Here is a 21,992-nt window from a genome sequence, read left to right as displayed (position 1 = left end):
TTGACATGCGCCAGATCGATCCCGATTTCCTCGCCCTGCCGATGAGGCGACTGGCGGACGCGGCCCTGCAGCGCGCCCGCGACCTCGGCGCCGAGCATGCCGACTTCCGGTTCGAGCGCGTCCGCGCGGAGACGCTCAACCTGTCCGACGCGCTGCCCGAGGGGTCCTCCGACGCCGACGACCTCGGCTACGCCGTACGGGTCGTCAAGAACGGCACCTGGGGGTTCGCGGCCGGTGTCGAGCTCACCGCGGAGGCGGCCGCGCGGGTCGCGGAGCAGGCGGTCGAGGTGGCCGTGGTCTGCGCGCCGGTCAACCGCGAGCCGGTCGAGCTGGCCCCCGAGCCGGTCCACTCGGAGGTCACCTGGGTCTCCTCCTACGACGTCGACCCGTTCGAGGTGCCGATGCGCGACAAGGTCGCCCTGCTGGCGGCCTGGTCGGAGGGGCTGCTGCGAGACCCGCGGGTCGATCACGTACAGGCCTCGCTGATGCAGGTCAAGGAGCAGAAGTTCTACGCCGACACGGCGGGCGCCTCGATCACGCAGCAGCGGGTGCGTGTGCACCCCCAGCTCGAGGCGACACGGACCCAGGACGGCAGGTTCGAGTCGATGCGCACGCTCGCCCCTCCGGTCGGGCGCGGCTACGAGTACCTCACCGGCACCGGCTGGGACTTCCCCGGCGAGCTGGCCCGCATCCCCGAGCACCTCGCGGAGAAGCTCGCCGCCCCCTCCGTCGAGGCCGGGCGCTACGACCTGGTGATCGACCCGTCGAACCTGTGGCTGACGATCCACGAGTCGGTCGGGCACGCCACCGAGCTCGACCGGGCCCTGGGCTACGAGGCGGCCTACGCCGGGACCAGTTTCGCCACCTTCGACCAGCTCGGCACCCTGGTGTACGGCTCGCGGGCGATGAACGTCGTCGGTGACCGCACCGCCGAGCACGGCCTGGCCACGATCGGGTACGACGACGAGGGCGTGGCGGCCAGGCGGTTCGACATCGTCTCGGACGGCGTCCTGACCGGCTTCCAGCTCGACCGCAGGATGGCGCTGCTGAAGGGGCTCGGCGCCTCAAACGGCTGCGCGTTCGCCGACTCCCCCGGCCACCCCCCGATCCAGCGCATGGCCAACGTCTCGCTGCTGCCCGCCCCCGAGGGCCCCTCGACCGAGGAGCTCATCTCCGGGGTCGAACGCGGCATCTACGTGGTCGGTGACAAAAGCTGGTCGATCGACATGCAACGATATAATTTCCAGTTCACGGCGCAACGGTTCTACCGGATCGAGAACGGCAGGCTCGCCGGCCAGGTCCGCGACGTCGCCTACCAGGCGACGACCACCGACTTCTGGCGGTCGATGGCGGCCGTCGGCGGACCGCAGACCTACGTGCTCGGCGGCGCGTTCAACTGTGGCAAGGGCCAGCCCGGCCAGGTGGCCCCGGTCAGCCACGGCTGCCCCACGGCGCTCTTCCGGGATGTGCGTGTCCTGAATACCCTGCGGGAGAGTGGCACGTGAGCCGGTGGGGAGACGGGTGCGCCCTCCCTGGCCCGGGCCTGGAGAGCACGCCCACGAGCGGGCAACCGACGAACACCGCACGCCGGGGGACGCCCCTGCGGACCACCGGGCAAGGAGTGGGATGAGTCCCCAGGAAATCATCGAGAGGGCACTGGAGTTGTCCACGGCCGACGAGACCGTCGTGATCGTGGACGAGACCTCAAGCGCCAACCTGCGGTTCGCGGGCAACACGCTCACGACCAACGGCGTGACCCGCTCGTCGCAGCTCACCGTGATCTCGGTCGCGGGACGGGGGGTCGGCGTGGTCTCGCGGGCGGCGGCCCGCCCCGAGCAGCTCGCCGACATCGTCGCGGCGGCCGACCACGCGGCCGAGGACGCCAGGCCGTCCGAGGACGCCAGGCCACTGGCCGAGGGCGCCCAGTCGGCCGACTGGCAGGAGGCGGCCGAGCCGACCTCCATCGGGGTCTTCGGCGCGTTCGCCCCGGCGCTCGGCGAGACGTTCGCCGCCGCCGAGTCGGGCGGGCGCAGGCTGTACGGCTTCGCCGAGCACCTCGTCACCACCACCTTCGTCGGCACCTCGGCGGGCACCAGGCTCCGCCACACACAGCCGACGGGGCGCCTGGAGCTGAACGCCAAGTCGCCGGACATGCGGCGCTCGGCCTGGGCGGGTGTGGCGACCCCGGACTTCTCCGACGTCGACGTGGCTGCGCTCGACGCCTCACTGGCCACACGTCTCGAATGGGCCAGAAGGCGGATCGACCTGCCCGCGGGCCGCTACGAGACGCTGCTTCCGCCGTCGGCCGTCGCCGATCTGATGATCTACCTGTACTGGACGGCCGGGGCCAGGGACGCGATGGAGGGCCGCACGGTCTTCTCCAGGCCCGGTGGCGGCACCCGTGTCGGGGACACGCTCTGCCCGCTGCCCGTCCGTCTGGGCAGCGACCCCGCGGCGCCCGGCGTCGAGTCCGCCCCCTTCGTGGTGGCGCACTCCTCGAACAGGCAGAGTTCGGTCTTCGACAACGGACTGCCGCTGGCGCCGACCGACTGGATCTCCGACGGCAGGCTGGCGAACCTGCTGCAGACCAGGCACTCGGCGGAGCTGACCGGTCTGCCCGTCACCCCGGCGACGGACAACCTGATCATGACGGGTCCCGGGGACGGCCGTTCGCTCGACGAGATGGTGGCCTCGACCGACCGGGGCCTGCTGCTGACGTGTCTGTGGTACATCCGCGAGGTCGACCCGCAGAGCCTGCTGCTGACCGGCCTGACCCGCGACGGCGTCTACCTGATCGAGAACGGTGAGGTCGTGGGTGAGGTGAACAACTTCCGCTTCAACGAGAGCCCGGTCGGCCTGCTCGGCCGCCTCACCGAGGTCGGCGCCGCCGAGCGGACGCTGCCCCGTGAGTGGAGCGACTACTTCACCCGCGCCGTCATGCCCGCGGTGCGGGTCCCCGACTTCAACATGTCGACGGTCAGCCAGGCCAGCTGAGCCCTCCGCGGCGCCCGCGGGCCGTCCCCCACGGACGGCCCCGGGCGCCGCGCGGCCTCAGGCGTCGTCCTCCAGGCGGAAGCCCACCTTCAGGCCGACCTGGAAGTGCCCGATCTCACCGTCCACGATGTGCCCCCTGACCTCGGTCACCTCGAACCAGTCGAGGTGACGCAGGGTCTGCGAGGCCCTCCGGACACCGTTGCGCACGGCCGCCTCGATGCTCTCCCCCGACGTGCCCACGATCTCGGTCACCCGGTACGTACGATCCGTCATCGTGTCCTCCTTGCCCGAAGGCCCCGGAGACCCCCGTAGGCCCCTGGAGGCCAGGGTCGCACGCGCTTTCCCGCCCGCCGGAGGCGAGGTCTAGGTTGGAGATGTGAGGAAATGGCACAGACGCCGACAGGTCCACCAGGTGACCGACGCGCAGCCCTCCCTGAGCGAGGACATCGGCAGGCGTGAGAGGAACTACCTCATCAAGATGGGGATCCGGCTGCTCTGCCTCATCCTCGCCTTCACGGTGCCCGCCCCGCTGCCCGTGAGACTGCTGCTCTTCGCCGGTGCGATCTTTTTACCGTATGTTGCCGTGATCGGGGCCAACGCACCACGTCGCGAGGCGGAAACTGGCTTCGGCATTACGGATGACAGCCAGAACGAGATCCCACGCCACCGACGCGAGATCGGGTCGTGACTAACTCTTGACGCATCTCAGGGGTTGGAGGTGTACGCTTTAAGCAAGTGCCCTGGTCCCCCGTCGGGGCACTGGTGCCGGCGTTCCGGGCCCCCGTCGGAACGCCGATGAAGCGACGCCGGGTGGTTTGCCCCCGTAACCACCCGGCGTCGCCCTTTTCTCCGGAATCTCAGTCTCCGGTCTTTCTCTCCCATTCCTGAGCGAGTTCGATCAGCCGTTTGAGCGTGTCGTCGCCCGCGGTTCCCGCTCCCTGGGCCAGGCCCAGCAGATAAGCCGTCAGCGGGGCGGCCGGGCGTGCCACCCCGTGGGCGACCTCCTTCGTCAGGTCGAGCACCGCGTCCCTGTCGACCCGCGCCGGGTCGACGCCCAGTTCCCGGCAGACCAGTTCGGTCCACTCCTCCAGCACGTTCATCGCTCGCTCCTCGTCGACGGCCTTGTCGGCGTTCTCCGCCGCGCCCGGCTCACCGCCTCCGGCACGCAGCAGATCATCCGGTGTGTCGCAATCGAACCACGGTTTCCCGGGAAGGCGGAGCCCGACGGGCCCGAGCGGGCCGAGCAGTCCGTACAGCGACCGCCCCTCGTAGCCGTCCAGTGCCCGGGTGAGCTCCGCCGTACGCCAGACTCCGGCGAGCCACTGCTGTCTGTCCTCCTCGTCGAGGAGCACCGCCCCCGCGGCCCCCTCGGCGGCGGCGAACAGCGCCGAGACGTGCCCGGCCGTCAGGAACGGCAGATCGGCGGCGAGCAGCGCGACCCAGGGCGCGGTCACAGCGGTCATCCCCGCCCGCAGCGCGGGGACGGGCCCCGCGCCCGGCGGGCACTCGCGCAGGAAGACGGCCCCGGGCAGGCCGGGACGGGGGGAACCGACGACGATCAGCCGCCCCGCGTCCGGTACGGCCGCCGCGACCCGCTCGACCAGTGGGCGTCCGCCGACGTGGAGGCCCGGTTTGTCCTGTCCACCGAGCCTTCTCGCCATGCCGCCCGCCAGGATGCAGGCGTCGTGACGGACGCTCATCCCGCTCATCCGCCGATGGCGGACATCGGGCGGGACGGTTGCAGGAAGGACGGGTCGTCGATGCCGTGCCCTGCCTTCTTGACGCGCACCGCGGCCAGCCAGCGCTCGGCCAGCTCCTCGTCGTCCGCGCCCGCACGCATCGCCGCACGCAGGTCGGACTCGTCCGTGGCGAACAGGCAGTTGCGGACCTGGCCGTCGGCGGTGAGCCGTACCCTGTCGCAGGAGCCGCAGAACGGGCGGGTGACCGAACCGATCACGCCGACCCTGGCCGGCCCGCCGCCGACCAGGAAGAGTTCGGCCGGGGCGCTGCCGCGCTCCCCCGGGTCGGCTTCGGTCAGGTCGAAGCTCTCCCGCAGTCTCGCGAGGATCTCCTCGGCCGTGATCATGTCCTCCCTGCGCCAGCCGTGCTGGGCGTCCAGCGGCATCTGCTCGATGAAGCGCAGCTCGTAGCCCCGTTCCAGGCAGTGGCGCAGCAGCGAGGCGGCCTCGTGGTCGTTGACGCCGCGCATCAGCACGGAGTTGATCTTCACCGGGCGCAGTCCCGCGGCGTCGGCGGCGGCCAGGCCGTCGAGCACGTCGGGCAGCCGGTCGCGGTGGGCGAGTCTCCTGAACGTCTCCCGGTCGAGGGTGTCGAGGGAGACGTTGACCCGGCTCAGGCCCGCCTCGGCCAGGGGGACGGCCAGCCTGGCCAGGCCGATGCCGTTCGTGGTCAGGGAGACCTGGGGCGCGGGGCGCAGGGCCGAGGTGCGGGCCACGATGTCGACCAGTTCGCGGCGCAGCAGCGGCTCACCGCCGGTGTAGCGGACCTCAGTGACGCCCAGCCGTTCCACGGCGACGGTCACCAGCCTGACGATCTCGTCGGCGGTCAGCAGCTCGGGTTTGGGCAGCCACTCCAGCCCTTCGGGGGGCATGCAGTAGGAGCAGCGCAGGTTGCAGCGGTCCGTGAGGGACACCCGCAGATCAGTCGCCACCCGGCCGAACGAGTCTCGCAGCACGGGGCGTCACCTCCTCACATCCGTCCGCACCGGCAGGGGGCCCAGCTTATGGCCGGTACCCGCCGGGACCTCCCACGGGTCTCCTCCTGGCGACAACATCACCACCGGAGGGTTGATTCCTCCATAGGAGGACATGTCCGGCCCTTGGGAGCGCTCTCACCTGCGCGATCGGGCTTCCGGAGCGTCATGCAGGCCACAAGCGCCTCCATGAATCACAGAAAAATTCAGGCGATTCATGGATATATGTCTAATTATCACATAACGCTTTGATGCCAAGGCCCCTCCACACCGGGGAGATCCCGGGAATCGCGCCGATAATCCGTAGCGACGACCCCGGGATCGCGAAAGGAGCCGGACCCACGTGAGACCGGTAGCGGACAACCGCCTGAGCGCGCTGATCCTCGCGACCCCCCTGCTCATAGCCGCCCCCTGCCTGCTTCAGGGCGTGACCGGCCCTCCGTCCGGCCCGGCCGTCGCCCCCGCAAGAACTGTCGGGAACGCCACATTCCCCGGCCGCCGAACGCCACTGGAAGGTAACGGAATCGGATTTATAGAGAAATTCCCGGAGCCGCCTTCCGGGTTTTTGGCCGGGCCGATTCCGGAGAGATTTCTTCACCCGTTTCCGCATGCCGCGTTCCGGGCGGCCGGCGTGGACGCGACCGGGCTGCGAAAGCCGTCCGAGAAGCCGGAGGAGTCCGGGGAGGACGCGATCCCCGCCGTCCCCTTCCTCGTCGGCTCCGGGATGATCCTGCTGGCCGTCGCCCTGCTCTTCCGGGGAACGTTGCGAGCCGACCTGCGCGCGGAGCGGAACCGGAGGTCCCGCCTGGAACGTTCGAGGCGCCGGGCCGTTCCCCAGGAGGAGCGCGGCCCGGAGCCGGAGCCCGGCTCCCCCGCGTGAGCCGCCGGTCCCGGGCTCCGCGTCCCGGCGGGTGAATCCGGCGAACGGTAAAATAAGTGGGATTTCCTTTCTGGGCTCGTCACACTGATCGACAGCCGGTCCAAGGAGATTCACACGATGCCGAACCAGCCCGCACCGAACCTGCTGTCGTGGGCCAGCGAGATCGACGAAGGCGCGATCACGCAGGCCGCACGCACCGCCCGCCTGCCGTTCGTCTCCGGCCACGTCGCTCTCATGCCAGACGCGCACGTCGGCATCGGGGCGACGGTCGGCTCGGTCATCCCCACCGAGAACGCCATCATTCCCGCCGCCGTCGGAGTGGACATCGGCTGCGGCATGGTGGCGACCGAGACGACTCTCACCGCCGCCGACCTGCCGGACACCCTCGCCGCGCTGATGCCGATGGTCGAGCGCCGCATCCCGGCCGGGGTCGGCAAGGGGCACAGCGACCCGTCCATCGACCGGGCGCTCGACGACCTCGGCCTGCCGTACACGGACCTGAACCCCAGGCAGGAGAAGAAGGTCGCCGAGCAGTTCGGCACCCTCGGCTCGGGCAACCACTTCGTCGAGGTCTGCCTCGACGAGCGCGACCGGGTCTGGACGGTGCTCCACTCGGGGTCGCGCGGCATCGGCAACCAGCTGGCCACGATGCACATCACGGGCGCCAAGCGGATGATGAGGAAGCAGGCCGTCGGCCTTGAGGACCCGGACCTGGCCTACCTCGTCCAGGACACCCCGGAGTTCACCGCCTACATCGAGGACATGCTGTGGTCCCAGCGCTACGCGATGGCCTCGCGGGCCCGGATGGACCGGGTGCTGGTCAACGCCCTGTTCCGGATCGTCGGCGGCGGGCAGCGGGTCCGCACGATCAACTGCCACCACAACTTCACCCAGCGGGAGACCCACTACGGGAAGTCCCTGTGGATCACCCGTAAGGGCGCCATCAAGGCCGACACCGGCGACGAGGGCGTGATCCCGGGCTCGATGGGCACCCGTTCGTACATCGTCCGCGGCCTGGGGAACCCGGAGTCCTACACCTCCTGCTCGCACGGGGCGGGACGCCGGATGTCACGGACGAAGGCCAAGCGGGAGCTCTCGGCCGACTCGCTCACCCAGGCGATGCGGGGCCGTACGTGGAACTCCGACAGGGCCGCCTCGCTGGTCGACGAGCACCCTGAGGCGTACAAGCCCATCGACCAGGTCATGGCCGACCAGAAGGACCTCGTCGAGGTCCGGCACACCCTGCGCCAGATCTTCAACTACAAGGGCTGATCGTACGGCGGGCGGGATCTTGCCCCGCCCGCCGTTCTTCTGCAAGATCGCAGTATGCGCGGTTGCCTCCGGCGGGACGCGGTTCAGGACACGGTGATCGTGGTGGTCGTGGCGAGCAGGAGCAGGACGTCGAGCGCCGCGACGGCCACGGCTCCTGCGAAGGGGGCCTTCGGCGACCGGTTCGCCGCCAGCGGCCCGGCACAGGCGAGCGCCACAGCGACGGCGAGCGCGGCCCATTCCCCGGGCCCGGGCGCCCCCGGCGGCCCCAGGACCAGCGTCACGGTCGCCAGCAGCAGGGGGACGGGGACAAGCGCGCGCACCCGCGCGGCACCGAGCCGCTGCGGCCAGCCCCTGACCCCGGTCGCCAGGTCGTCCTCGATGTCGGGCAGCACGTTCGCCAGGTGCGCCCCGCAGCCCAGCAGGGCCGCGGCGAGGACCGCCCACCACGCGGGCCACGGCGCGCCGGGCAGCCCCAGCGTCACGAACGGCGGCAGGGAGCCGAACCCGACCGCGTACGGCAGCCACGAGAACACCGTCGCCTTGAGCCCCAGGTCGTACGCCCAGGCCGCGGCGACGCCTGTGAGGTGGACGCCCCCCGCGACGGGGCCGAAGGCCAGGGAGAGCGGCACGCAGAGCGCCAGGGCCGTCCACGCCGCGGCCCACACCGTGCGCGCGGCGAGCAGGCCCTCGGCGACCGGCTTTCCCGTACGGCCCGCGGCGGTGTCCCTGGCCGCGTCCGCCGCGTCGTTGCACCAGCCGATCGACAGCTGGCCGGTCAGCACGGCGGCGGCCACCAGGGCGCATCCGAGCGCGTCGTGCCCGCAGGTCAGGGCCAGCGCGCCCACCAGGACGGTGACGGCCGCCGTCGGCCCGGGATGGCAGGCGCGCGCCAGCGCGACGACCGTCGTGAACCCGACCACCGGCCCGCTGGCCGTCCGCACCCGCCCCGCCCACCGGCTCGTCACAGAGTCGATGGTAGGCACACCCGCGGCGGGAAGCAGGCTTGCCACGGACACGGACGGGCAGAAGCCAGATGTCCGCATCCCCCTTTCCCACGAGGCCCGGGAGTGACCCTTTCATGACGCGAATCGCCGCCGTCCGCGGCGCGCTTCCGCCGAACCGCCACCCCCAGGCCGAGATCACCGACGCCATCGCGCGGATGTGCCTGCCCGAGGGCGCCGACCGGCGGGTGCTCGACCGGCTGCACGCGAGTGCCAGGGTCGGCTTCCGCCACCTGGCGCTGCCCCTGCACCGCTACGCCAAGCTCGACGGGTTCGGGGCGGCCAACGACGCCTTCGTCGAGTGCGCCGTGGAACTGGGCGCGGAGGCGGTCGGCGCCGCGCTCGACGCCGCGGGGCTCACCCCGGGGGACGTGGACATGATCATGTTCACCTCGGTGACCGGCCTGGCCGCGCCCTCGGTCGACGCCAGGCTGGCGGGCCGGTTGGGGTTGCGTCCCGACGTCAAACGGGTGCCGATCTTCGGGCTCGGCTGTGTGGCGGGGGCGGCGGGGATCGCCCGGCTGCACGACTACCTGCGCGGCTGGCCCGGGCACGTGGCGGTGCTGCTCTCGGTCGAGCTGTGCTCGCTGACCCTGCAGCGCGGCGACTCCTCGGTCGCCAACCTGGTCGCGGGCGCGTTGTTCGGCGACGGCGCGGCGGCCGTGGTCGCCTGCGGCGCCGAACGGGCCGCCGCCCTGCCGGGAGGGGGGCCCACGGTCGTGGCGACCCGTGGCCACCTGTATCCCGACTCGGAGCACGTCATGGGCTGGGAGGTCGGCGACACCGGGTTCCAGGTGGTTCTCGACGCCGGCGTCCCCGACGTGGTGCGGACCTACCTGGCCGACGACGTGGACGGCTTCCTCGCCGACCACGGGCTGACCAGGGACGACATCACGGCCTGGGTGTGCCACCCGGGCGGCCCGAAGGTGCTCGACGCCGTCGCCGAGACGCTCGGACTGCCGCAGGAGGCGCTCGAACTCACCTGGCGCTCGCTGGCCTCGGTCGGCAACCTGTCCTCCTCCTCGGTGCTGCACGTGCTGCGGGACACCCTCGCGCTGCGCCCCCCTCCGGCGGGGACTCCGGGGTTGCTCATCGCGATGGGCCCCGGCTTCTGCTCCGAACTCGTCCTGTTGCGCTGGTGACCCGTGGGGGGAACGGTGTCCTGGTATCTGTCGCTCGTCCTGCTCGTCGGCGTGGAACGGCTGGCGGAGCTGGTGGTCGCCCGGCGCAACGCGCGCTGGAGCCTGGCGCGCGGGGGGATCGTCCACGGGCGCGGCCACTATCCGTTCATGGTCGTCCTGCACACCGGGTTACTGGCCGGGTGCGCGCTGGAGGCCGGCCTGGCGGGACGGCCCTTCGTCCCCGCGCTCGGCTGGCCCATGCTCGCCCTGGTCGTCGCGGCGCAGGCGCTGCGCTGGTGGTGCGTCACCACGCTGGGCAGGCAGTGGAACACCGAGGTGATCGTGGTCCCCGGCCTGTCCCCGGTGACGGGCGGGCCGTACCGGCTGCGGTGGCTGCGGCACCCCAACTACGTGGCGGTCGCCGCCGAGGGAGTGGCGCTTCCGCTGGTGCACGGCGCCTGGATCACCGCGGTGACGTTCACGGTGCTGAACGCCGCGCTCATGGTGGTGCGGATCCGCTGTGAGGAGGCCGCCCTGGCCACGCTCTCCCCCGCGCCGTCCGCCGGGCGGGCCCCCGCGTGATCGACGTCCTGGTCGCGGGCGGGGGGCCCGCCGGTCTCGCCACCGCCATCCACGCGGCGCTGGCCGGGATGGAGGCCGTCGTGGTCGAGCCCCGGCCGGGCCCTGTCGACAAGGCGTGCGGCGAGGGGTTGATGCCCAGTGGCGCGGCGGCGCTGCTGGCGCTGGGTGTGCGGCCCGAGGGCAGGCCTCTGGCGGGAATCCGCTACGTGGACGGCGGCGACCGGGTCCAGGCGGAGTTCAGGAAGGGCAGCGGGCTCGGGGTGCGCCGCACCGCCCTGCACGACGCGCTGTCGCGGCGCGCCGCCGAGGTGGGCGTGCGGGTCGTGCGGGGCAGGGTCGAGGAGGTACGGCAGCACCACGACCGTGTCGAGGCCGCGGGGCTGCGGGCCAGGTGGCTGGTGGCCGCCGACGGCCTGCACTCCCCGCTGCGCGCCATGCTCGGGCTCCGGCTTCCCGACACCCGCCCCCGCAGGTACGGCCTGCGGCGGCACTATCTCGTCGCCCCCTGGACGGACTTCGTCGAGGTGCACTGGGCCGACGAGTCCGAGGCGTACGTGACGCCGGTCGGCGACGACCTGGTCGGCGTGGCCGTGCTCAGCTCACGGCGGCGGGGATACCAGGAACATCTGGCGGACTTCCCCGAGCTGGCGGCCAGGCTCACCGGACCGGCGGCGACCAGCGTGCGGGGGGCGGGGCCGTTGCGCCAGCGGGTGCGTCATCGGGTCTCGGGGCGGGTGCTGCTGGTCGGCGACGCCGCGGGCTACATCGACGCCCTCACCGGCGAGGGGCTCTCCCTGGCGCTGTTGTCCGCGCGGGCGCTCGTCGGCTGCCTGCGGGCGGGGGACCCGGACTCCTACGAGGAGGCCTGGCTGCGTCTGTCGCGCAGGCACAGGCTGCTCACCGGGGCGCTGCTGGGGACCCGGCGGTACCGCGGGGCCGCGCGACTGATCGTCCCGGCCGCCCGGCGGCTGCCCGTCCTGTTCGGGGCCGCGGTGCACGCGCTCTCGTGAGGGTCTCGGCGGGCGCGTCCCGGGCGGCGGACCGCCCCGCGCGGGCGGGGCGGTCCTGGGCTCGCTCACCGGTCGGTCAGCGGAAGACCCTGACCCAGTCGCTGTCCTCGGACGGCGCCAGGCCCCTGGCGCCCTCGAAGACGACGCGCCAGGTGCCGGAGGTGTAGACGCGGACGTCCGTGGCGAAACGCCCGTCACGGCCGGTCTCGATCGCGTCGACGAACTCCCACTTGCTCCTGCCGCTCGCGCGGAAGAGCACCACGATCTTCTGCCAGCCGGCGGAGCCCGCCCACTGGGTCCTGCCGTTGTCGCAGGGGTTGTGGCGGGTGGCCAGGCCGGGACCGCGCTCGTGCGGGTTGCAGTCCTCGCCGACCTGGAGCTGGCCGCTCAGCGTGATGCGCTGGAACCTGCGGGCCGGGTTGGGGTCGGCGCTGAAGCCGGCGATCCTGGTCTCGGTGTAGGCCCGGCTCCCGGCCTGCGCGGACACGACCTGGGTGGTCGCGGCCTGCGCCGGTGCGGTGACCGCGAGCGCGGAGGCGCTCAGCGCCGCCGTGGCCAGGACGGTCGCGATGCGTCGCAGCATCTGGAACTTCCTTCCCCGTTGAAGGACGCGCCCCGCGGCGGGGCGCGCCTACCGTCAAAGACGCTTCAACATAAGGAAAAGTCGCAGTAAATAGGAAATTAGCCACTCCAAATGGAATAACGATATGGCGATTTGCCCTATTAAATGCACTTATGTGGTGGTCGGGTGGATGATGCTGCGTCTGCCCGCGTAGTGTCCCGTTCCGGCGAACAGGAGGCGCCACTGGCCGTCCCTGATCCCCGGAACGTCCCTGATGAAGCGGCCCTGCGCGTCGGTGGTCACCGAGGCCACGCTCTGCCAGGGCTCCCCGGGCTCGCTCCGGTGCAGGATGCCCACCGGCTGGCCGGGGAAGGGGGCGTAGTCCAGGTAGCCCTGCGGATCGACCCGGTTCAGGACTCCGCGAACCCGCGCGCCCGTCTCCCCCGCGGCCACCCGCACCGCGCTGAACCTGGTCTCCCTCCGCAGCCTGAAGACGGTGTGCCCGGTGACGACCTCCCCGCCGGCGCCCCTGGCGGTCACCGTGACGGTCCAGCGCCCCGTCGGGTACCAGCGGCTCAGACCCTTGTCGGGCACGAACCTCCAGATCTCCCACTCCCGTCCCGGAGGAGGCGCCGACACCCCCTGACCGTCGGTGGTCCCGGTGGCGCCGGTGTCCTCGGCGTCCTCCTGGATCGGCGGGGAGGACGGCTCGCCCGCCGCGTCCGGGGCTCCCGGCTCGACCTCGATCGTCACCCCGTCCGGCCCCGCGACCCCGCCCGCGACCACCTCGATCACCACCCGCACCGATCCGGACGGCCCGACGACGGGCGCGCCCGGGATCACGGTCACCGAGCGGATCACCGGTTCCTCGGCCACGACCGCCCCGGCCGGGACAGGCGGGGCGACGGTCGCCGCCGCCAGCAACGCGAAAAGGAATCTCATGACCCAGGACGCTAGGAACGGCGCGGTAATGGCCGGGGGACGGACACGCGCCCGTTGGGCAAAGGGACCGGCACGGGTCAGGACGCGTACAGGCCGTCGATCACCTCCGCGTACCTGGTGTGGATGATCTGGCGTCTGAGTTTCAGGCTCGGCGTGAGCTCCCGGCTCTCCGGTGTCCACTCGACCGGCAGCAGCCGCCAGCGCTTGACCTGCTGCACCCGGGCGAGCCGCCCGTTGGCCGCGGCGACCGCCCCGGCGACCTCCCGGAGGACCTCGGGGTGCTCGGCGAGGTCGGCCAGGCAGGTGAACCCGATGCCCCGCTCCTTCGCCCAGCCGGGAGCCGTCTCACCGTCGAGGGTGAGGAGCGCCACCGGGTACGGCCTGCCGTCGCCGTAGGCCAGGGCCTGGCCGACGATGGGGTGCTCCCTGAGGAGGCCCTCGATGTTGGCCGGGGAGATGTTCTCGCCCCCCGAGGTGATGATGAGCTCCTTCTTGCGGTCGAGGATGCTGACGAAGCCGTCCTCGTCGACCACGCCGACGTCGCCGGTGTGCAGCCAGCCGTCCTCGTCCAGCAGTTCCGCGGTCTCCCCCGGCCGGTTGAGGTAGCCGACGGCGTTGGCCGGGCTGCGTGTGAGGATCTCCCCGTCCTCGGCGACGCGGATCTCCACCCCGGGCCCGGCCTGCCCGACGGTGCCGAGTTTGAAGCGGTCCTGGGCGTTGGCGGTGAACGCGCCCGTCGTCTCCGTCATGCCGTACACGTCCAGGACGCGCAGGCCGAGACCGGCGAAGAAGCGCTGGACCTCGCGCGGCATCGGCGCCGCGGCGGTGGCGAGCCAGCCGGCGTTGTCCAGGCCGATCAGCGAGCGCACGCCGGACAGCAGCGCGGCGTCGGCCCGCTCGTAGGCCTCGCGGACCCCGGGTGAGGGCGTGCGGCCGTACTGACAGGCCTCGATGTGGGCGAGACCGGCGGCCATGGCCAGGCGCGCCTGCTCGCGCCGATCCTGCGGCTGCATGGACAGCAGGGCCTGGAGCCTGGCCATCATCTTCTCCCACACGCGCGGCACGCCGAAGAAGAGCACCGGCCTGACCTGGCCGAGGATCACGCCGAGCTGGGACATGTCGGTGCAGAAGTAGGTGTGGGAGAGCTTGAAGAGCGGCAGGTAGAGGCTGAGCACCCGCTCGGCGATGTGCGCGTAGGTCAGGTAGGAGATCTGGGTGCCGCGTTCGGGCACCCGCGCCAGCCGGTCGGTGGCCACGACCTCGTAGAACACGTTGGCGTGGGTGAGCGGCACGCCCTTGGGGTCACCGGTCGTGCCGGAGGTGTAGAGCACCGTCAGGACGTCGTCGGCGGTCACCGCGCGCCAGCGGGCCTCGACCTCGCCGGGTTCGGCGGCCAGCCGCTCGCGGCCCATGGCCAGCAGGTCGTCCCAGGAGACGAAGCGGTCGTCCCGGGGGGCTCCCTCCAGCATGACGATCCTGCGCAGCGCGGGCAGGTCTCCGAGGATCGGCTCCCACCTGGCCAGGTCGTCAGGGCCGCCGAGCACCGCGATCCGCGCGCCCACGTCGGCCGCGACGAAGGCGACCTGCTCGGGGGCGAAGGTGGCGTAGACCGAGCACGAGACGCCGCCCGCGTGCACCGCTCCCAGGTCGGCCAGGACGTGCTCGCTGCGGTTGACCATCATCAGGGCGACGGCCTCGCCCCTGCGCAGCCCGAGGGCGGCGAAGCCCGCGGCGATCTCCAGCACCCTCCGCCTGGCCTCGCCGTAGGTCATGGTCGTCCACCCCTGCCCCGAGGGGTCGGAGTAGGCGGGGGCTCCCGCGTCCCGTTCGGCCGCCTCCCTCAACTGGGCGCAGACGGTACGGCCCGCGATCTCCCGCTCGATCGCGGCCCGTTCCTCAAGGACACCGGCCATCGAAGCGCCTCCTGGAAGTGCTCACTTGCCTTCGTGAGGCATGCATCGCATCACACGGGATACGGAGGGACAAGACCTTCGGCGTTAAGGGACCGACGACGCACGACCTTTCGGTCCGCCCTCGCCGTAATGAACACGCAGAGTTACAGTTCGATCACACACTGAGGTCGGGGGGCGCTATGACATCGGAGACAAAGGCGGATGAGAACTCCTTCTTCGGGCATCCACGCGGCCTCGCCACGCTGTTCGGCACCGAGATGTGGGAGCGCTTCAGCTGGTACGGCCTGCGCGCGATCCTGGCCACCTTCATGGCCGCCTCCCCCGCCGTCGGCGGGCTGGGCATGGGCAAGGGGACCGCGCAGGCGCTCGTCGGCGTCTACGGCGCCCTGATCTACCTGGTGGCCCTGCCCGGCGGCTGGATCGCCGACCGCGTCCTCGGCGCCCGCAGGGCGGTGCTGTGGGGTGGCCTGATCATCATGTTCGGGCACATCAGCATGGCGATACCGGCCAGGACGGGCCTCTTCGTGGCCCTCGGCCTGCTGCTCATCATCGCCGGGACCGGGCTGCTGAAGCCGAACATCTCCGCGATGGTCGGCAAGCTCTATCCGGAGGACGCCGACGCGCGCAGGGACGCGGGCTTCTCCCTGTTCTACCTCGGCATCAACCTGGGGGCCTTCGTCGCCCCCATCGTGGTCGGCTGGCTCGCCGACGGCGACCGCTGGCACCTGGGCTTCGGGGCGGCGGCCGTCGGGATGGCCCTCGGCCTGGTCCAGTACGTGGCGGGCCGCTCCCGCCTCCGGGGCGTCGGCGACGAGCCCGGGCACCGGCTGACCCCCGCCGAGCACCGGCACTTCACCCTCGTCGCCCTCGGCTCGACGGCCGTGATCGTCGTGGCCCTGACGCTCTGGGCGCTCTCCGGGACCTTCAGCCTCGACGCCTTCGCGCTGGCGCTGACCGTGGTGATCGTGATCGTTCCTGTGGTCTACTTCGGCTACATCCTGCTGGGCAGCCACAACCTGACGCCGGAGGAGCGCGCCGGGATGCGGGCCTACATCTGGCTGTTCGCCGCCGCGGCCGTCTTCTGGATGATCTACGACCTGGCCCCGACCGTGCTGCTGTTCTTCGCGGCGGACCACACCGACCTCTCACTGTCCGGGGTGCGCATCACCGCCGCGGCGACGCAGTCGTTCAACCCGCTGTTCATCATGATCTTCGTACCGGTCTTCGCGGCGTTGTGGGTGAAGCTGGGCGATCGGGTCACGGCCCCGCAGAAGTTCGCCTTCGCGCTGGTCATGGTCGGCCTGAGCTTCGTGATCATGGCGGCGGCCGCCGCCCTGGCCGGGAACGGAAGGGTCTCGGTGTGGTGGCTGGTGGCGGTCTACCTCGTCCAGGTCTTCGGGGAACTGGCGCTGAGTCCGGTCGGGCTCTCGGTCACCACCAAGCTCGCCCCCCAGGCGTTCAAGGGGCAGATGCTCGGCGTCTGGTTCATCGCCGTCTCGGTCGGCGACGCGGTCGGCGGGCAGACGGGCAGGCTCAGGGAGCACATGTCCGATCCCGCCTACTTCCTCACGCTGGCGGCGATCGCGGTCGTGGCGGGCGTGCTGCTGTTCCTGTTCGTGCCGCGACTGCGCGTCCTGATGCGGGAGCACGACCACGCGCCTTCCGGATCCCAGAAAATATGACGTAAGACCCATAGAGCCGGTCATGGGATGATTTATCAGTGAACCAATGGCTTGACCTCGTCGGAATCTTCGTCTTCGCTCTCTCCGGCGCGCTCGTGGGCGTCCGCAGGCGACTGGACGTGGTCGGCATGGCCGTACTGGCGGAGATGACCGCGCTCGGCGGCGGCATCCTGCGTGACCTGATCCTCAACGTCCGGCCCGCTGCCTTCTCCAGCACCGGATACGTGCTCGCCCCGGTGATCGCGACGGCCATCGTGTTCTTCTGGCACCCGCACGTGGAGCGGGTGATGCCCGCCGTCAACGTGTTCGACGCGGCCGGCCTGGGCCTGTTCTCCGTGGTGGGCACGGAGAAGGCGCTGAGCTACGGCCTGAGCCCGCTGCACGCGACACTGCTCGGGGTCACCACCGGTGTCGGCGGCGGCGTGCTGCGCGACGTCCTGTCCGGGCAGATCCCCATCCTGCTCTACGACCGCCAGCTCTACGCGGTGCCCGCCCTGTTCTGCTCGGCGGTGATGGCCGTGCTCTACATCCTGGACCTGCACGGCTGGCCCGCCACGCTGGCCGCCGCCATACTCGGGTTCGGGCTGCGCATCGCCGCGATGCGGCTGCGCTGGCGCGCCCCGCTCGCCAGGGGGGTCGCACCGGAGTAGCCCGGTGAAAACCCTGGTCAAGTCGTGTTACACGGCGTACGGCCCGGGCATCGCGGCGGTAGGCGTCCAACTCACGGGAGGCCACCATGGCCAAGGGGAAGAAGACCGCGGGCCACGGGCAACGGCTCCGCACCGTCAGTCTGCCGCTGGTCGGGACGGTGGCGGTGCCGCCACCCGAGCGGCTGGCCTTCTACGCGGTGCTGGGGGTGCTCGGCGCCCTTGAGGTCATCGACTGGCCCGTCGCGATCGTCGTCGGGGTCGGCCACCTGCTCTCCGAGCAGCATCGCTCCCACCTCCTGCAGGAGGCCGGAGAGGCGGCGGAGGCCGCCTGACGATCACAGGGCGGGGGTGAGCGGCGGAGCCGGGCGGGCGCCGTACGGGCCCCTGATCCTGGCCTCCGCGATGCGGGCCACCCCCTCGGTGATGACCTGCGGAGACTGGGTGAAGGGAAGCCGGAGCCGGCCCTCAAGCGTGCCGTCGACGCCGAACCAGGTGCCGGGGGCGAGCCGTACGCCCTGGCAGGCGGCGGCCTCGGCCAGCAGGCTGCCCGAGTGGTCGGGCAGCCTGATCCACAGCGAGCCGCCGCCCCTGGGCACGGTGTAGTCCCAGTCCGGCATGTGCTCGGCCAGCGCGGTCGTCAGGGCGGCCCGTGACGCGCCGAGGCTGCGGCGGCGTTCGGCCCTGGTCTCCTCGATGTCCTCGAAGAGCCTGGCCACGACGAGCTGCTCGAACAGGGAGCTCGCGATGTCGACCGAGGCGCGCAGGGCGGCCAGGCGGCGTACCATGGCCGCGCCCGCGCGGATCCAGCCGATGCGCAGCCCGCCCCACCACAGTTTGGAGGCCGACCCCAGGCTGATCACCCTGCCGTCGGTGTCGAAGGCGGCCAGCGGGGCGGCCCGGGGCACCTCGTCGATGTCCAGCTCGCTCCAGGTCTCGTCCACGATCAGCGTGGTGTCGTGTCTCCTGGCCGCGCTCACCAGCCCGGCCCGGGTGGCGTCGTCCATCAGGTGACCGGTGGGGTTGTGGAAGTCGGGGATGACGTAGGCCAGGCGGGCCCCTGACTGGCGCATCGCGCTGGTGAGCAGGTCCAGGTGCCAGCCGTCGTCGGGGATGCCGACCGGGACGATCCTGGCGCTTCGCGCCCTGGCCAGGTCGATGGCGTGCGGGTAGGTCGGCGACTCGAGCAGGAACGGGTCGCCCGGCGCGAGCAGCGCCATGGCCAGCAGGTGGAGGCCGTGCTGGGCGCCCGCGGTGATGAGGATCTGCTCCGGCCTGGTGGCCAGCCCGCGCGCGCAGTACCGGGCGGCGACCGCCTGGCGCAGCGGCGCGATCCCGACCGGGTCGTATCCCATGCCCAGGGTGTAGCGCGGATAGCCCTCCCCCGCGGCGGCGATCGCGGCGGGCAGCGTCCTGGCCGCGGACGGCGCCGCGCAGTGCAGGGGCAGCAGCCCGTCGTCCTCGGCGGCGATCCAGGGGTTCTCCGCGCCGAGCGAGCCCGCGTCCGGCAGCGCCGTCCAGCTCCCCGCCCCCTGCCTGCTCTCCAGGTATCCCTGCTCGCGCAGCCGGTCGTAGGCGGAGGTCACGGTCGTACGGCTGACGCCCAGCGCCTCGGCGAGGTGCCGTTCCGCCGGGACCCGCACCCGCACGGGCAGCCGCCCGTCGAGGATCAGCGACCGCACGGTCGCGGCCAGGGTCCGGTAGTACGGCTTGGCGCCGGGGTCGATCGCCAGGAGGCGAGCGAGCTGGACGCCACTCAGATAGCGGTCCACCCACCCCACTATAAGGCCACTTTTCGTGATTGGCCCTTTTGGGTGGCGGTAATGGCATGGACGATAAGTGCCATTATGAGCGAGGCAACACTTCCCACCCTCGGGTCGTTCCCCGGCCGCCTCCTGCGCCTGTACGCCGGACTGGCGCTCTACGGCGTCGGCATCGGCCTGCAGATCGAGTCACGGCTCGGCGGCAGCCCGTGGGACGTCTTCCATCAGGGCCTGTCCATCCATCTCGGCCTGTCCATCGGCACCTGGATCATCGTGGTCGGCGCGGCGGTGATGCTGTTGTGGATCCCTCTCAGGCAGCGGCCCGGCATCGGCACCCTCAGCAACGTCCTGTTCCTCGGGCTGTTCGCCGACGCCGCGATGTGGCTGGCCCCCGAGCCGGGACCGCTGGCCCTGCGGTGGGTCTACCTGCTGCTCGGCGTCGTCGCGACCGGCGCGGCCACCGGGCTCTACATCGGCGCGGGCCTGGGCCCCGGGCCGCGCGACGGCCTGATGACCGGCCTCAACCGCCTGGGCATGTCCATCGGCTCGGCCAGGACCCTCATCGAGGTGACGGTGCTGGCCGTCGGCTGGCTGCTCGGCGGGACCGTGGGCCTGGGAACCGTGGTCTTCGCCTTGGCGATCGGCCCGCTGAGCCAGTTCTTCATGCCGCTGATGCGCCCCAAGGACTGATCGGGACGCCGCGGAGGCGTTAGCGTCGAGCACATGCGGATCGAGGACTACGCCCTCATAGGCGACATGCAGTCGGCGGCACTGGTCGGCCGCAACGGCTCCATCGACTGGCTCTGCCTGCCCAAGTTCGACTCGCCCGCGTGCTTCGCGGCGCTGCTCGGCGACAAGCACCACGGGCAGTGGTGGCTCGGTCCCGCAGGCGCCCGGCGGCCCGACGCCACCAGGCGCCGTTACAAGGGCGACTCCCTGGTGCTGGAGAGCGAGTGGGACACCCCGGGCGGCACGGTCCGCGTCACGGACTTCATGCCGACCAGGCACGTCAACCCCGACCTGGTCAGGATCGTCGAGGGCGTCTCCGGCACCGTCGAGATGGCCACCGAGATCCGCGTCCGCTTCGACTACGGCCGCATCGTGCCCTGGGTGCGCCGTACCGACGGGCTGCTGCAGGCCGTCGGCGGTCCCGACTCGGTGTGGCTGCACTCCCCGATCCCGCTGCAGGGCGGCGACTACGCCCACAAGGCGAGGTTTCAGGTCGCCGAGGGCGAGCGCCTGGCCTTCGTCTTCACCTGGCATCCCTCCCACGAGACCAGGCCCGTCGAGATCGACCCCTTCGAGCAGCTCGCGCAGACCGAGCAGCTGTGGGAGGAGTGGCTCGGTCAGTGCGCCTACCAGGGCCCGTGGCGGGACGCCGTGGTCCGCTCGCTCATCACGCTCAAGGCCCTCACCTACGCCCCCACCGGCGGCATCGTCGCCGCCCCGACCACCTCGCTGCCCGAGGACCTCGGCGGGGTCCGCAACTGGGACTACCGCTACTGCTGGCTGCGTGACGCGACCATGACGCTTGAGGCCCTCATCGGCGCGGGTTACCTGGAGGAGGCCCGCTCCTGGCGGGCGTGGCTGCTGCGCGCCATCGCGGGCCGCGCCCAGGACCTGCAGATCATGTACAGCGTGACCGGAGAGCGCAGGCTGACCGAGCTCGAGCTGTCCTGGCTGCCCGGCTACGAGGCCTCCCGCCCGGTCAGGATCGGCAACGACGCCGTCACCCAGCTCCAGCTCGACGTGTACGGCGAGGTGATGAACGCCCTGTACCTGTCGCGCACCTCGGGTATGGAGCCCGACGACCGGGCGTGGACCATCCAGCGCGAGCTGCTCGGATACGTGGAGGCCCACTGGGACGAGCCCGACGAGGGACTGTGGGAGGTCAGGGGGCCGCGCAGGCACTTCACCCACTCCAAGGTGATGTGCTGGGTCGCCCTCGACCGGGCCGTCAAGCAGGTCGAGGAGTTCGGCAGGACGGGGCCGGTGGCGCGCTGGCGGGAGCTGCGCGACCGGATCCACGCCGAGGTGTGCCACAAGGCGTTCGACTCCGCGCGCGGCACCTTCACCCAGTCGTACGGCTCGGCGGAGCTCGACGCCTCCCTGCTGCTGATCCCCATGGTGGGTTTCCTGCCTCCCGAGGATCCCAGGGTGGTCGGCACCGTCGAGGCGATCCAGTGTGAGCTGATGGTCGACGGCTTCGTGCTGCGTTATCCGCTGGACGAGGACAACGACGTGGACGGCCTGCCGGGGCGTGAGGGCGCGTTCCTGGCGTGCAGCTTCTGGCTGGCCGAGGCGCTGGCGATGATCGGGCGCAAGGAGGAGGCCGTCGAGCTGTTCGAGCGCCTGCTGGCGCTGCGCAACGACGTCGGCCTGCTCTCCGAGGAGTACGACCCCCGCTACGGCCGCATGGTCGGCAACTTCCCGCAGGCCTTCAGCCACGTCCCGCTGATCCACACGGCCCGCGCGCTGAGCTGACCCCGCCCGCCGTACTCCTCGGGAAGACCCCTGGAAGGCGCTGACGAGCCGAAATGCGGCGGATCCGGAAGGCCGGAAAAGTCGTGAAAAAATTTTCCCCTTCGGGTGCAACTAAACACGGCCAAGGTCACTCTCACCTGTTGAACACCACCCGAAAGGAACGAACATGAGCGACTTCGCTACCTCCGACCTGGTCGACTACGACGGCGACGGCAGCGCCGACGCCCAGCTGATCGACACCGACGGCGACGGCTACGCCAACGAGGAGCGCTACGACACCGACGGTGACGGGGTGACCGACGTCGTCTACCTCGACAACGACGGTGACGGCTACATCGACGAGGCCCGGATCGACTACGACGGCGACGGCGTCGCCGACTACACCCAGACCTCGGGCCCCTTCCCCACCGCCTGACCGCACGAGCA

At 71.5% G+C, this 21,992-nt stretch carries 22 protein-coding genes; 14 read left to right on the top strand and 8 right to left on the bottom strand.

Annotation, left to right across the window (positions count from 1 at the left end):
• Positions 1 to 5 precede the first annotated feature (5 nt).
• Both ACFYY8_RS36265 and ACFYY8_RS36260 read left to right on the top strand, forming a co-directional pair.
• Entirely contained in the window at positions 6 to 1,505 is a 1,500-nt protein-coding gene (locus ACFYY8_RS36265) for a TldD/PmbA family protein (RefSeq protein WP_390049007.1), read from the top strand.
• Between the two features lie 121 nt (positions 1,506 to 1,626).
• Positions 1,627 to 2,994, top strand: coding sequence for a metallopeptidase TldD-related protein (locus tag ACFYY8_RS36260; protein ID WP_390049005.1), 1,368 nt, complete (start codon positions 1,627 to 1,629; stop codon positions 2,992 to 2,994).
• Positions 2,995 to 3,051: 57 nt separating this feature from the next.
• Here ACFYY8_RS36260 and ACFYY8_RS36255 read toward each other — a convergent pair whose 3' ends face one another.
• Entirely contained in the window at positions 3,052 to 3,267 is a 216-nt protein-coding gene (locus tag ACFYY8_RS36255) for a dodecin (RefSeq protein ID WP_390049002.1), read from the bottom strand.
• Between the two features lie 139 nt (positions 3,268 to 3,406).
• Here ACFYY8_RS36255 and ACFYY8_RS36250 point away from each other — a divergent pair, with 139 nt between their 5' ends.
• Positions 3,407 to 3,682: a DUF3099 domain-containing protein gene (locus tag ACFYY8_RS36250; RefSeq protein ID WP_390049000.1), complete on the top strand. Its 276-nt coding sequence runs from the start codon at positions 3,407 to 3,409 to the stop codon at positions 3,680 to 3,682.
• A 169-nt stretch (positions 3,683 to 3,851) separates the two neighbouring features.
• Here ACFYY8_RS36250 and ACFYY8_RS36245 read toward each other — a convergent pair whose 3' ends face one another.
• Positions 3,852 to 4,694 carry an NTP transferase domain-containing protein gene (locus tag ACFYY8_RS36245; protein ID WP_390048998.1) on the bottom strand — a complete coding sequence of 281 codons (843 nt, stop codon included), beginning with the start codon at positions 4,692 to 4,694 and terminating at the stop codon, positions 3,852 to 3,854.
• Between the two features lie 5 nt (positions 4,695 to 4,699).
• On the bottom strand, positions 4,700 to 5,689 hold the full coding sequence (gene moaA, locus ACFYY8_RS36240) for a GTP 3',8-cyclase MoaA (RefSeq protein WP_390048996.1): 990 nt from the start codon (positions 5,687 to 5,689) through the stop codon (positions 4,700 to 4,702).
• A gap of 649 nt (positions 5,690 to 6,338) precedes the next feature.
• Here moaA and ACFYY8_RS36235 point away from each other — a divergent pair.
• Positions 6,339 to 6,587 carry a hypothetical protein gene (locus tag ACFYY8_RS36235; protein WP_390048994.1) on the top strand — a complete coding sequence of 83 codons (249 nt, stop codon included), beginning with the start codon at positions 6,339 to 6,341 and terminating at the stop codon, positions 6,585 to 6,587.
• A 117-nt stretch (positions 6,588 to 6,704) separates the two neighbouring features.
• Positions 6,705 to 7,859: an RtcB family protein gene (locus tag ACFYY8_RS36230; protein WP_390048992.1), complete on the top strand. Its 1,155-nt coding sequence runs from the start codon at positions 6,705 to 6,707 to the stop codon at positions 7,857 to 7,859.
• 83 nt (positions 7,860 to 7,942) lie between these two features.
• On the opposite strand, the gene ACFYY8_RS36225 is transcribed toward ACFYY8_RS36230, so the two are convergent.
• Positions 7,943 to 8,824, bottom strand: a complete 882-nt coding sequence (locus tag ACFYY8_RS36225) for a UbiA family prenyltransferase (protein ID WP_390048990.1) — start codon at positions 8,822 to 8,824, stop codon at positions 7,943 to 7,945.
• Positions 8,825 to 8,937: 113 nt separating this feature from the next.
• Here ACFYY8_RS36225 and ACFYY8_RS36220 point away from each other — a divergent pair, with 113 nt between their 5' ends.
• The 3 genes from ACFYY8_RS36220 to ACFYY8_RS36210 are packed head-to-tail and all read left to right on the top strand — an operon-like array spanning position 8,938 to position 11,573.
• Positions 8,938 to 10,002 (top strand): type III polyketide synthase, encoded by a 1,065-nt coding sequence (locus ACFYY8_RS36220; protein WP_390048988.1) that lies wholly within the window; start codon positions 8,938 to 8,940, stop codon positions 10,000 to 10,002.
• A gap of 15 nt (positions 10,003 to 10,017) precedes the next feature.
• On the top strand, positions 10,018 to 10,563 hold the full coding sequence (locus tag ACFYY8_RS36215; protein WP_390048986.1) for an isoprenylcysteine carboxyl methyltransferase family protein: 546 nt from the start codon (positions 10,018 to 10,020) through the stop codon (positions 10,561 to 10,563).
• Positions 10,560 to 11,573, top strand: a complete 1,014-nt coding sequence (locus ACFYY8_RS36210) for an NAD(P)/FAD-dependent oxidoreductase (protein ID WP_390048984.1) — start codon at positions 10,560 to 10,562, stop codon at positions 11,571 to 11,573. The genes ACFYY8_RS36215 and ACFYY8_RS36210 overlap by 4 nt, the downstream gene beginning before the upstream one ends.
• Before the next feature lie 76 nt (positions 11,574 to 11,649).
• Here ACFYY8_RS36210 and ACFYY8_RS36205 read toward each other — a convergent pair whose 3' ends face one another.
• The 3 genes from ACFYY8_RS36205 to ACFYY8_RS36195 form a co-directional block, all read right to left on the bottom strand.
• Positions 11,650 to 12,156, bottom strand: coding sequence for a hypothetical protein (locus ACFYY8_RS36205; protein WP_390048982.1), 507 nt, complete (start codon positions 12,154 to 12,156; stop codon positions 11,650 to 11,652).
• 150 nt (positions 12,157 to 12,306) lie between these two features.
• A complete protein-coding gene (locus ACFYY8_RS36200) occupies positions 12,307 to 13,077 on the bottom strand; it encodes a hypothetical protein (RefSeq protein ID WP_390048980.1) in 771 nt (256 codons plus the stop codon).
• A gap of 77 nt (positions 13,078 to 13,154) precedes the next feature.
• The gene (locus ACFYY8_RS36195; protein ID WP_390048978.1) at positions 13,155 to 14,990 is read right to left on the bottom strand and encodes an AMP-dependent synthetase/ligase; all 1,836 of its coding nucleotides are present in this window, start codon (positions 14,988 to 14,990) and stop codon (positions 13,155 to 13,157) included.
• Positions 14,991 to 15,169: 179 nt separating this feature from the next.
• Between ACFYY8_RS36195 and ACFYY8_RS36190 the strand changes: the two genes are divergently transcribed.
• The 3 genes from ACFYY8_RS36190 (at position 15,170) to ACFYY8_RS36180 (ending at position 17,654) form a co-directional block, all read left to right on the top strand.
• Positions 15,170 to 16,672 carry a peptide MFS transporter gene (locus ACFYY8_RS36190; RefSeq protein ID WP_390048976.1) on the top strand — a complete coding sequence of 501 codons (1,503 nt, stop codon included), beginning with the start codon at positions 15,170 to 15,172 and terminating at the stop codon, positions 16,670 to 16,672.
• A gap of 38 nt (positions 16,673 to 16,710) precedes the next feature.
• Complete coding sequence (locus ACFYY8_RS36185) at positions 16,711 to 17,322, top strand: trimeric intracellular cation channel family protein (protein ID WP_390048974.1); 612 nt, start codon at positions 16,711 to 16,713, stop codon at positions 17,320 to 17,322.
• An 86-nt stretch (positions 17,323 to 17,408) separates the two neighbouring features.
• Complete coding sequence (locus ACFYY8_RS36180; RefSeq protein WP_390048972.1) at positions 17,409 to 17,654, top strand: hypothetical protein; 246 nt, start codon at positions 17,409 to 17,411, stop codon at positions 17,652 to 17,654.
• A 3-nt stretch (positions 17,655 to 17,657) separates the two neighbouring features.
• Here the strand turns inward: ACFYY8_RS36180 and ACFYY8_RS36175 are convergent, their stop codons facing one another.
• On the bottom strand, positions 17,658 to 19,091 hold the full coding sequence (locus ACFYY8_RS36175) for a PLP-dependent aminotransferase family protein (protein WP_390048970.1): 1,434 nt from the start codon (positions 19,089 to 19,091) through the stop codon (positions 17,658 to 17,660).
• 75 nt (positions 19,092 to 19,166) lie between these two features.
• On the opposite strand from ACFYY8_RS36175, the gene ACFYY8_RS36170 reads away from it, so the two are divergent.
• The 3 genes from ACFYY8_RS36170 (at position 19,167) to ACFYY8_RS36160 (ending at position 21,981) form a co-directional block, all read left to right on the top strand.
• Positions 19,167 to 19,772 carry a YitT family protein gene (locus tag ACFYY8_RS36170; RefSeq protein ID WP_390048968.1) on the top strand — a complete coding sequence of 202 codons (606 nt, stop codon included), beginning with the start codon at positions 19,167 to 19,169 and terminating at the stop codon, positions 19,770 to 19,772.
• A 33-nt stretch (positions 19,773 to 19,805) separates the two neighbouring features.
• On the top strand, positions 19,806 to 21,566 hold the full coding sequence (locus tag ACFYY8_RS36165; RefSeq protein WP_390048966.1) for a glycoside hydrolase family 15 protein: 1,761 nt from the start codon (positions 19,806 to 19,808) through the stop codon (positions 21,564 to 21,566).
• Between the two features lie 166 nt (positions 21,567 to 21,732).
• Positions 21,733 to 21,981 carry a hypothetical protein gene (locus tag ACFYY8_RS36160; RefSeq protein ID WP_184721867.1) on the top strand — a complete coding sequence of 83 codons (249 nt, stop codon included), beginning with the start codon at positions 21,733 to 21,735 and terminating at the stop codon, positions 21,979 to 21,981.
• The last annotated feature ends 11 nt before the right edge of the window (positions 21,982 to 21,992 follow it).

The sequence above is a fragment of the Streptosporangium sp. NPDC001559 genome, from assembly GCF_042893955.1.
GTDB lineage: Bacteria > Actinomycetota > Actinomycetes > Streptosporangiales > Streptosporangiaceae > Streptosporangium.
The sequence above is the reverse complement of the archived record's forward strand: the minus strand, read 5'-3'. Positions and strand labels throughout refer to the sequence as shown.

What these genes read in the sequence shown, in the direction of transcription:
- ACFYY8_RS36220 (WP_390048988.1), top strand. Translation starts at nt 8,938, where the DNA reads ATGACGCGAATCGCCGCCGTCCGCGGCGCGCTTCCGCCGAACCGCCAC.
- ACFYY8_RS36180 (WP_390048972.1), top strand. Translation starts at nt 17,409, where the DNA reads ATGGCCAAGGGGAAGAAGACCGCGGGCCACGGGCAACGGCTCCGCACC.
- ACFYY8_RS36230 (WP_390048992.1), top strand. Translation starts at nt 6,705, where the DNA reads ATGCCGAACCAGCCCGCACCGAACCTGCTGTCGTGGGCCAGCGAGATC.
- ACFYY8_RS36170 (WP_390048968.1), top strand. Translation starts at nt 19,167, where the DNA reads ATGAGCGAGGCAACACTTCCCACCCTCGGGTCGTTCCCCGGCCGCCTC.
- ACFYY8_RS36190 (WP_390048976.1), top strand. Translation starts at nt 15,170, where the DNA reads ATGACATCGGAGACAAAGGCGGATGAGAACTCCTTCTTCGGGCATCCA.
- ACFYY8_RS36255 (WP_390049002.1), bottom strand. Translation starts at nt 3,267, where the DNA reads ATGACGGATCGTACGTACCGGGTGACCGAGATCGTGGGCACGTCGGGG.
- ACFYY8_RS36165 (WP_390048966.1), top strand. Translation starts at nt 19,806, where the DNA reads ATGCGGATCGAGGACTACGCCCTCATAGGCGACATGCAGTCGGCGGCA.
- ACFYY8_RS36160 (WP_184721867.1), top strand. Translation starts at nt 21,733, where the DNA reads ATGAGCGACTTCGCTACCTCCGACCTGGTCGACTACGACGGCGACGGC.
- ACFYY8_RS36265 (WP_390049007.1), top strand. Translation starts at nt 6, where the DNA reads ATGCGCCAGATCGATCCCGATTTCCTCGCCCTGCCGATGAGGCGACTG.
- ACFYY8_RS36205 (WP_390048982.1), bottom strand. Translation starts at nt 12,156, where the DNA reads ATGCTGCGACGCATCGCGACCGTCCTGGCCACGGCGGCGCTGAGCGCC.
- ACFYY8_RS36245 (WP_390048998.1), bottom strand. Translation starts at nt 4,694, where the DNA reads ATGAGCGTCCGTCACGACGCCTGCATCCTGGCGGGCGGCATGGCGAGA.
- ACFYY8_RS36260 (WP_390049005.1), top strand. Translation starts at nt 1,627, where the DNA reads ATGAGTCCCCAGGAAATCATCGAGAGGGCACTGGAGTTGTCCACGGCC.
- ACFYY8_RS36195 (WP_390048978.1), bottom strand. Translation starts at nt 14,990, where the DNA reads ATGGCCGGTGTCCTTGAGGAACGGGCCGCGATCGAGCGGGAGATCGCG.
- ACFYY8_RS36200 (WP_390048980.1), bottom strand. Translation starts at nt 13,077, where the DNA reads ATGAGATTCCTTTTCGCGTTGCTGGCGGCGGCGACCGTCGCCCCGCCT.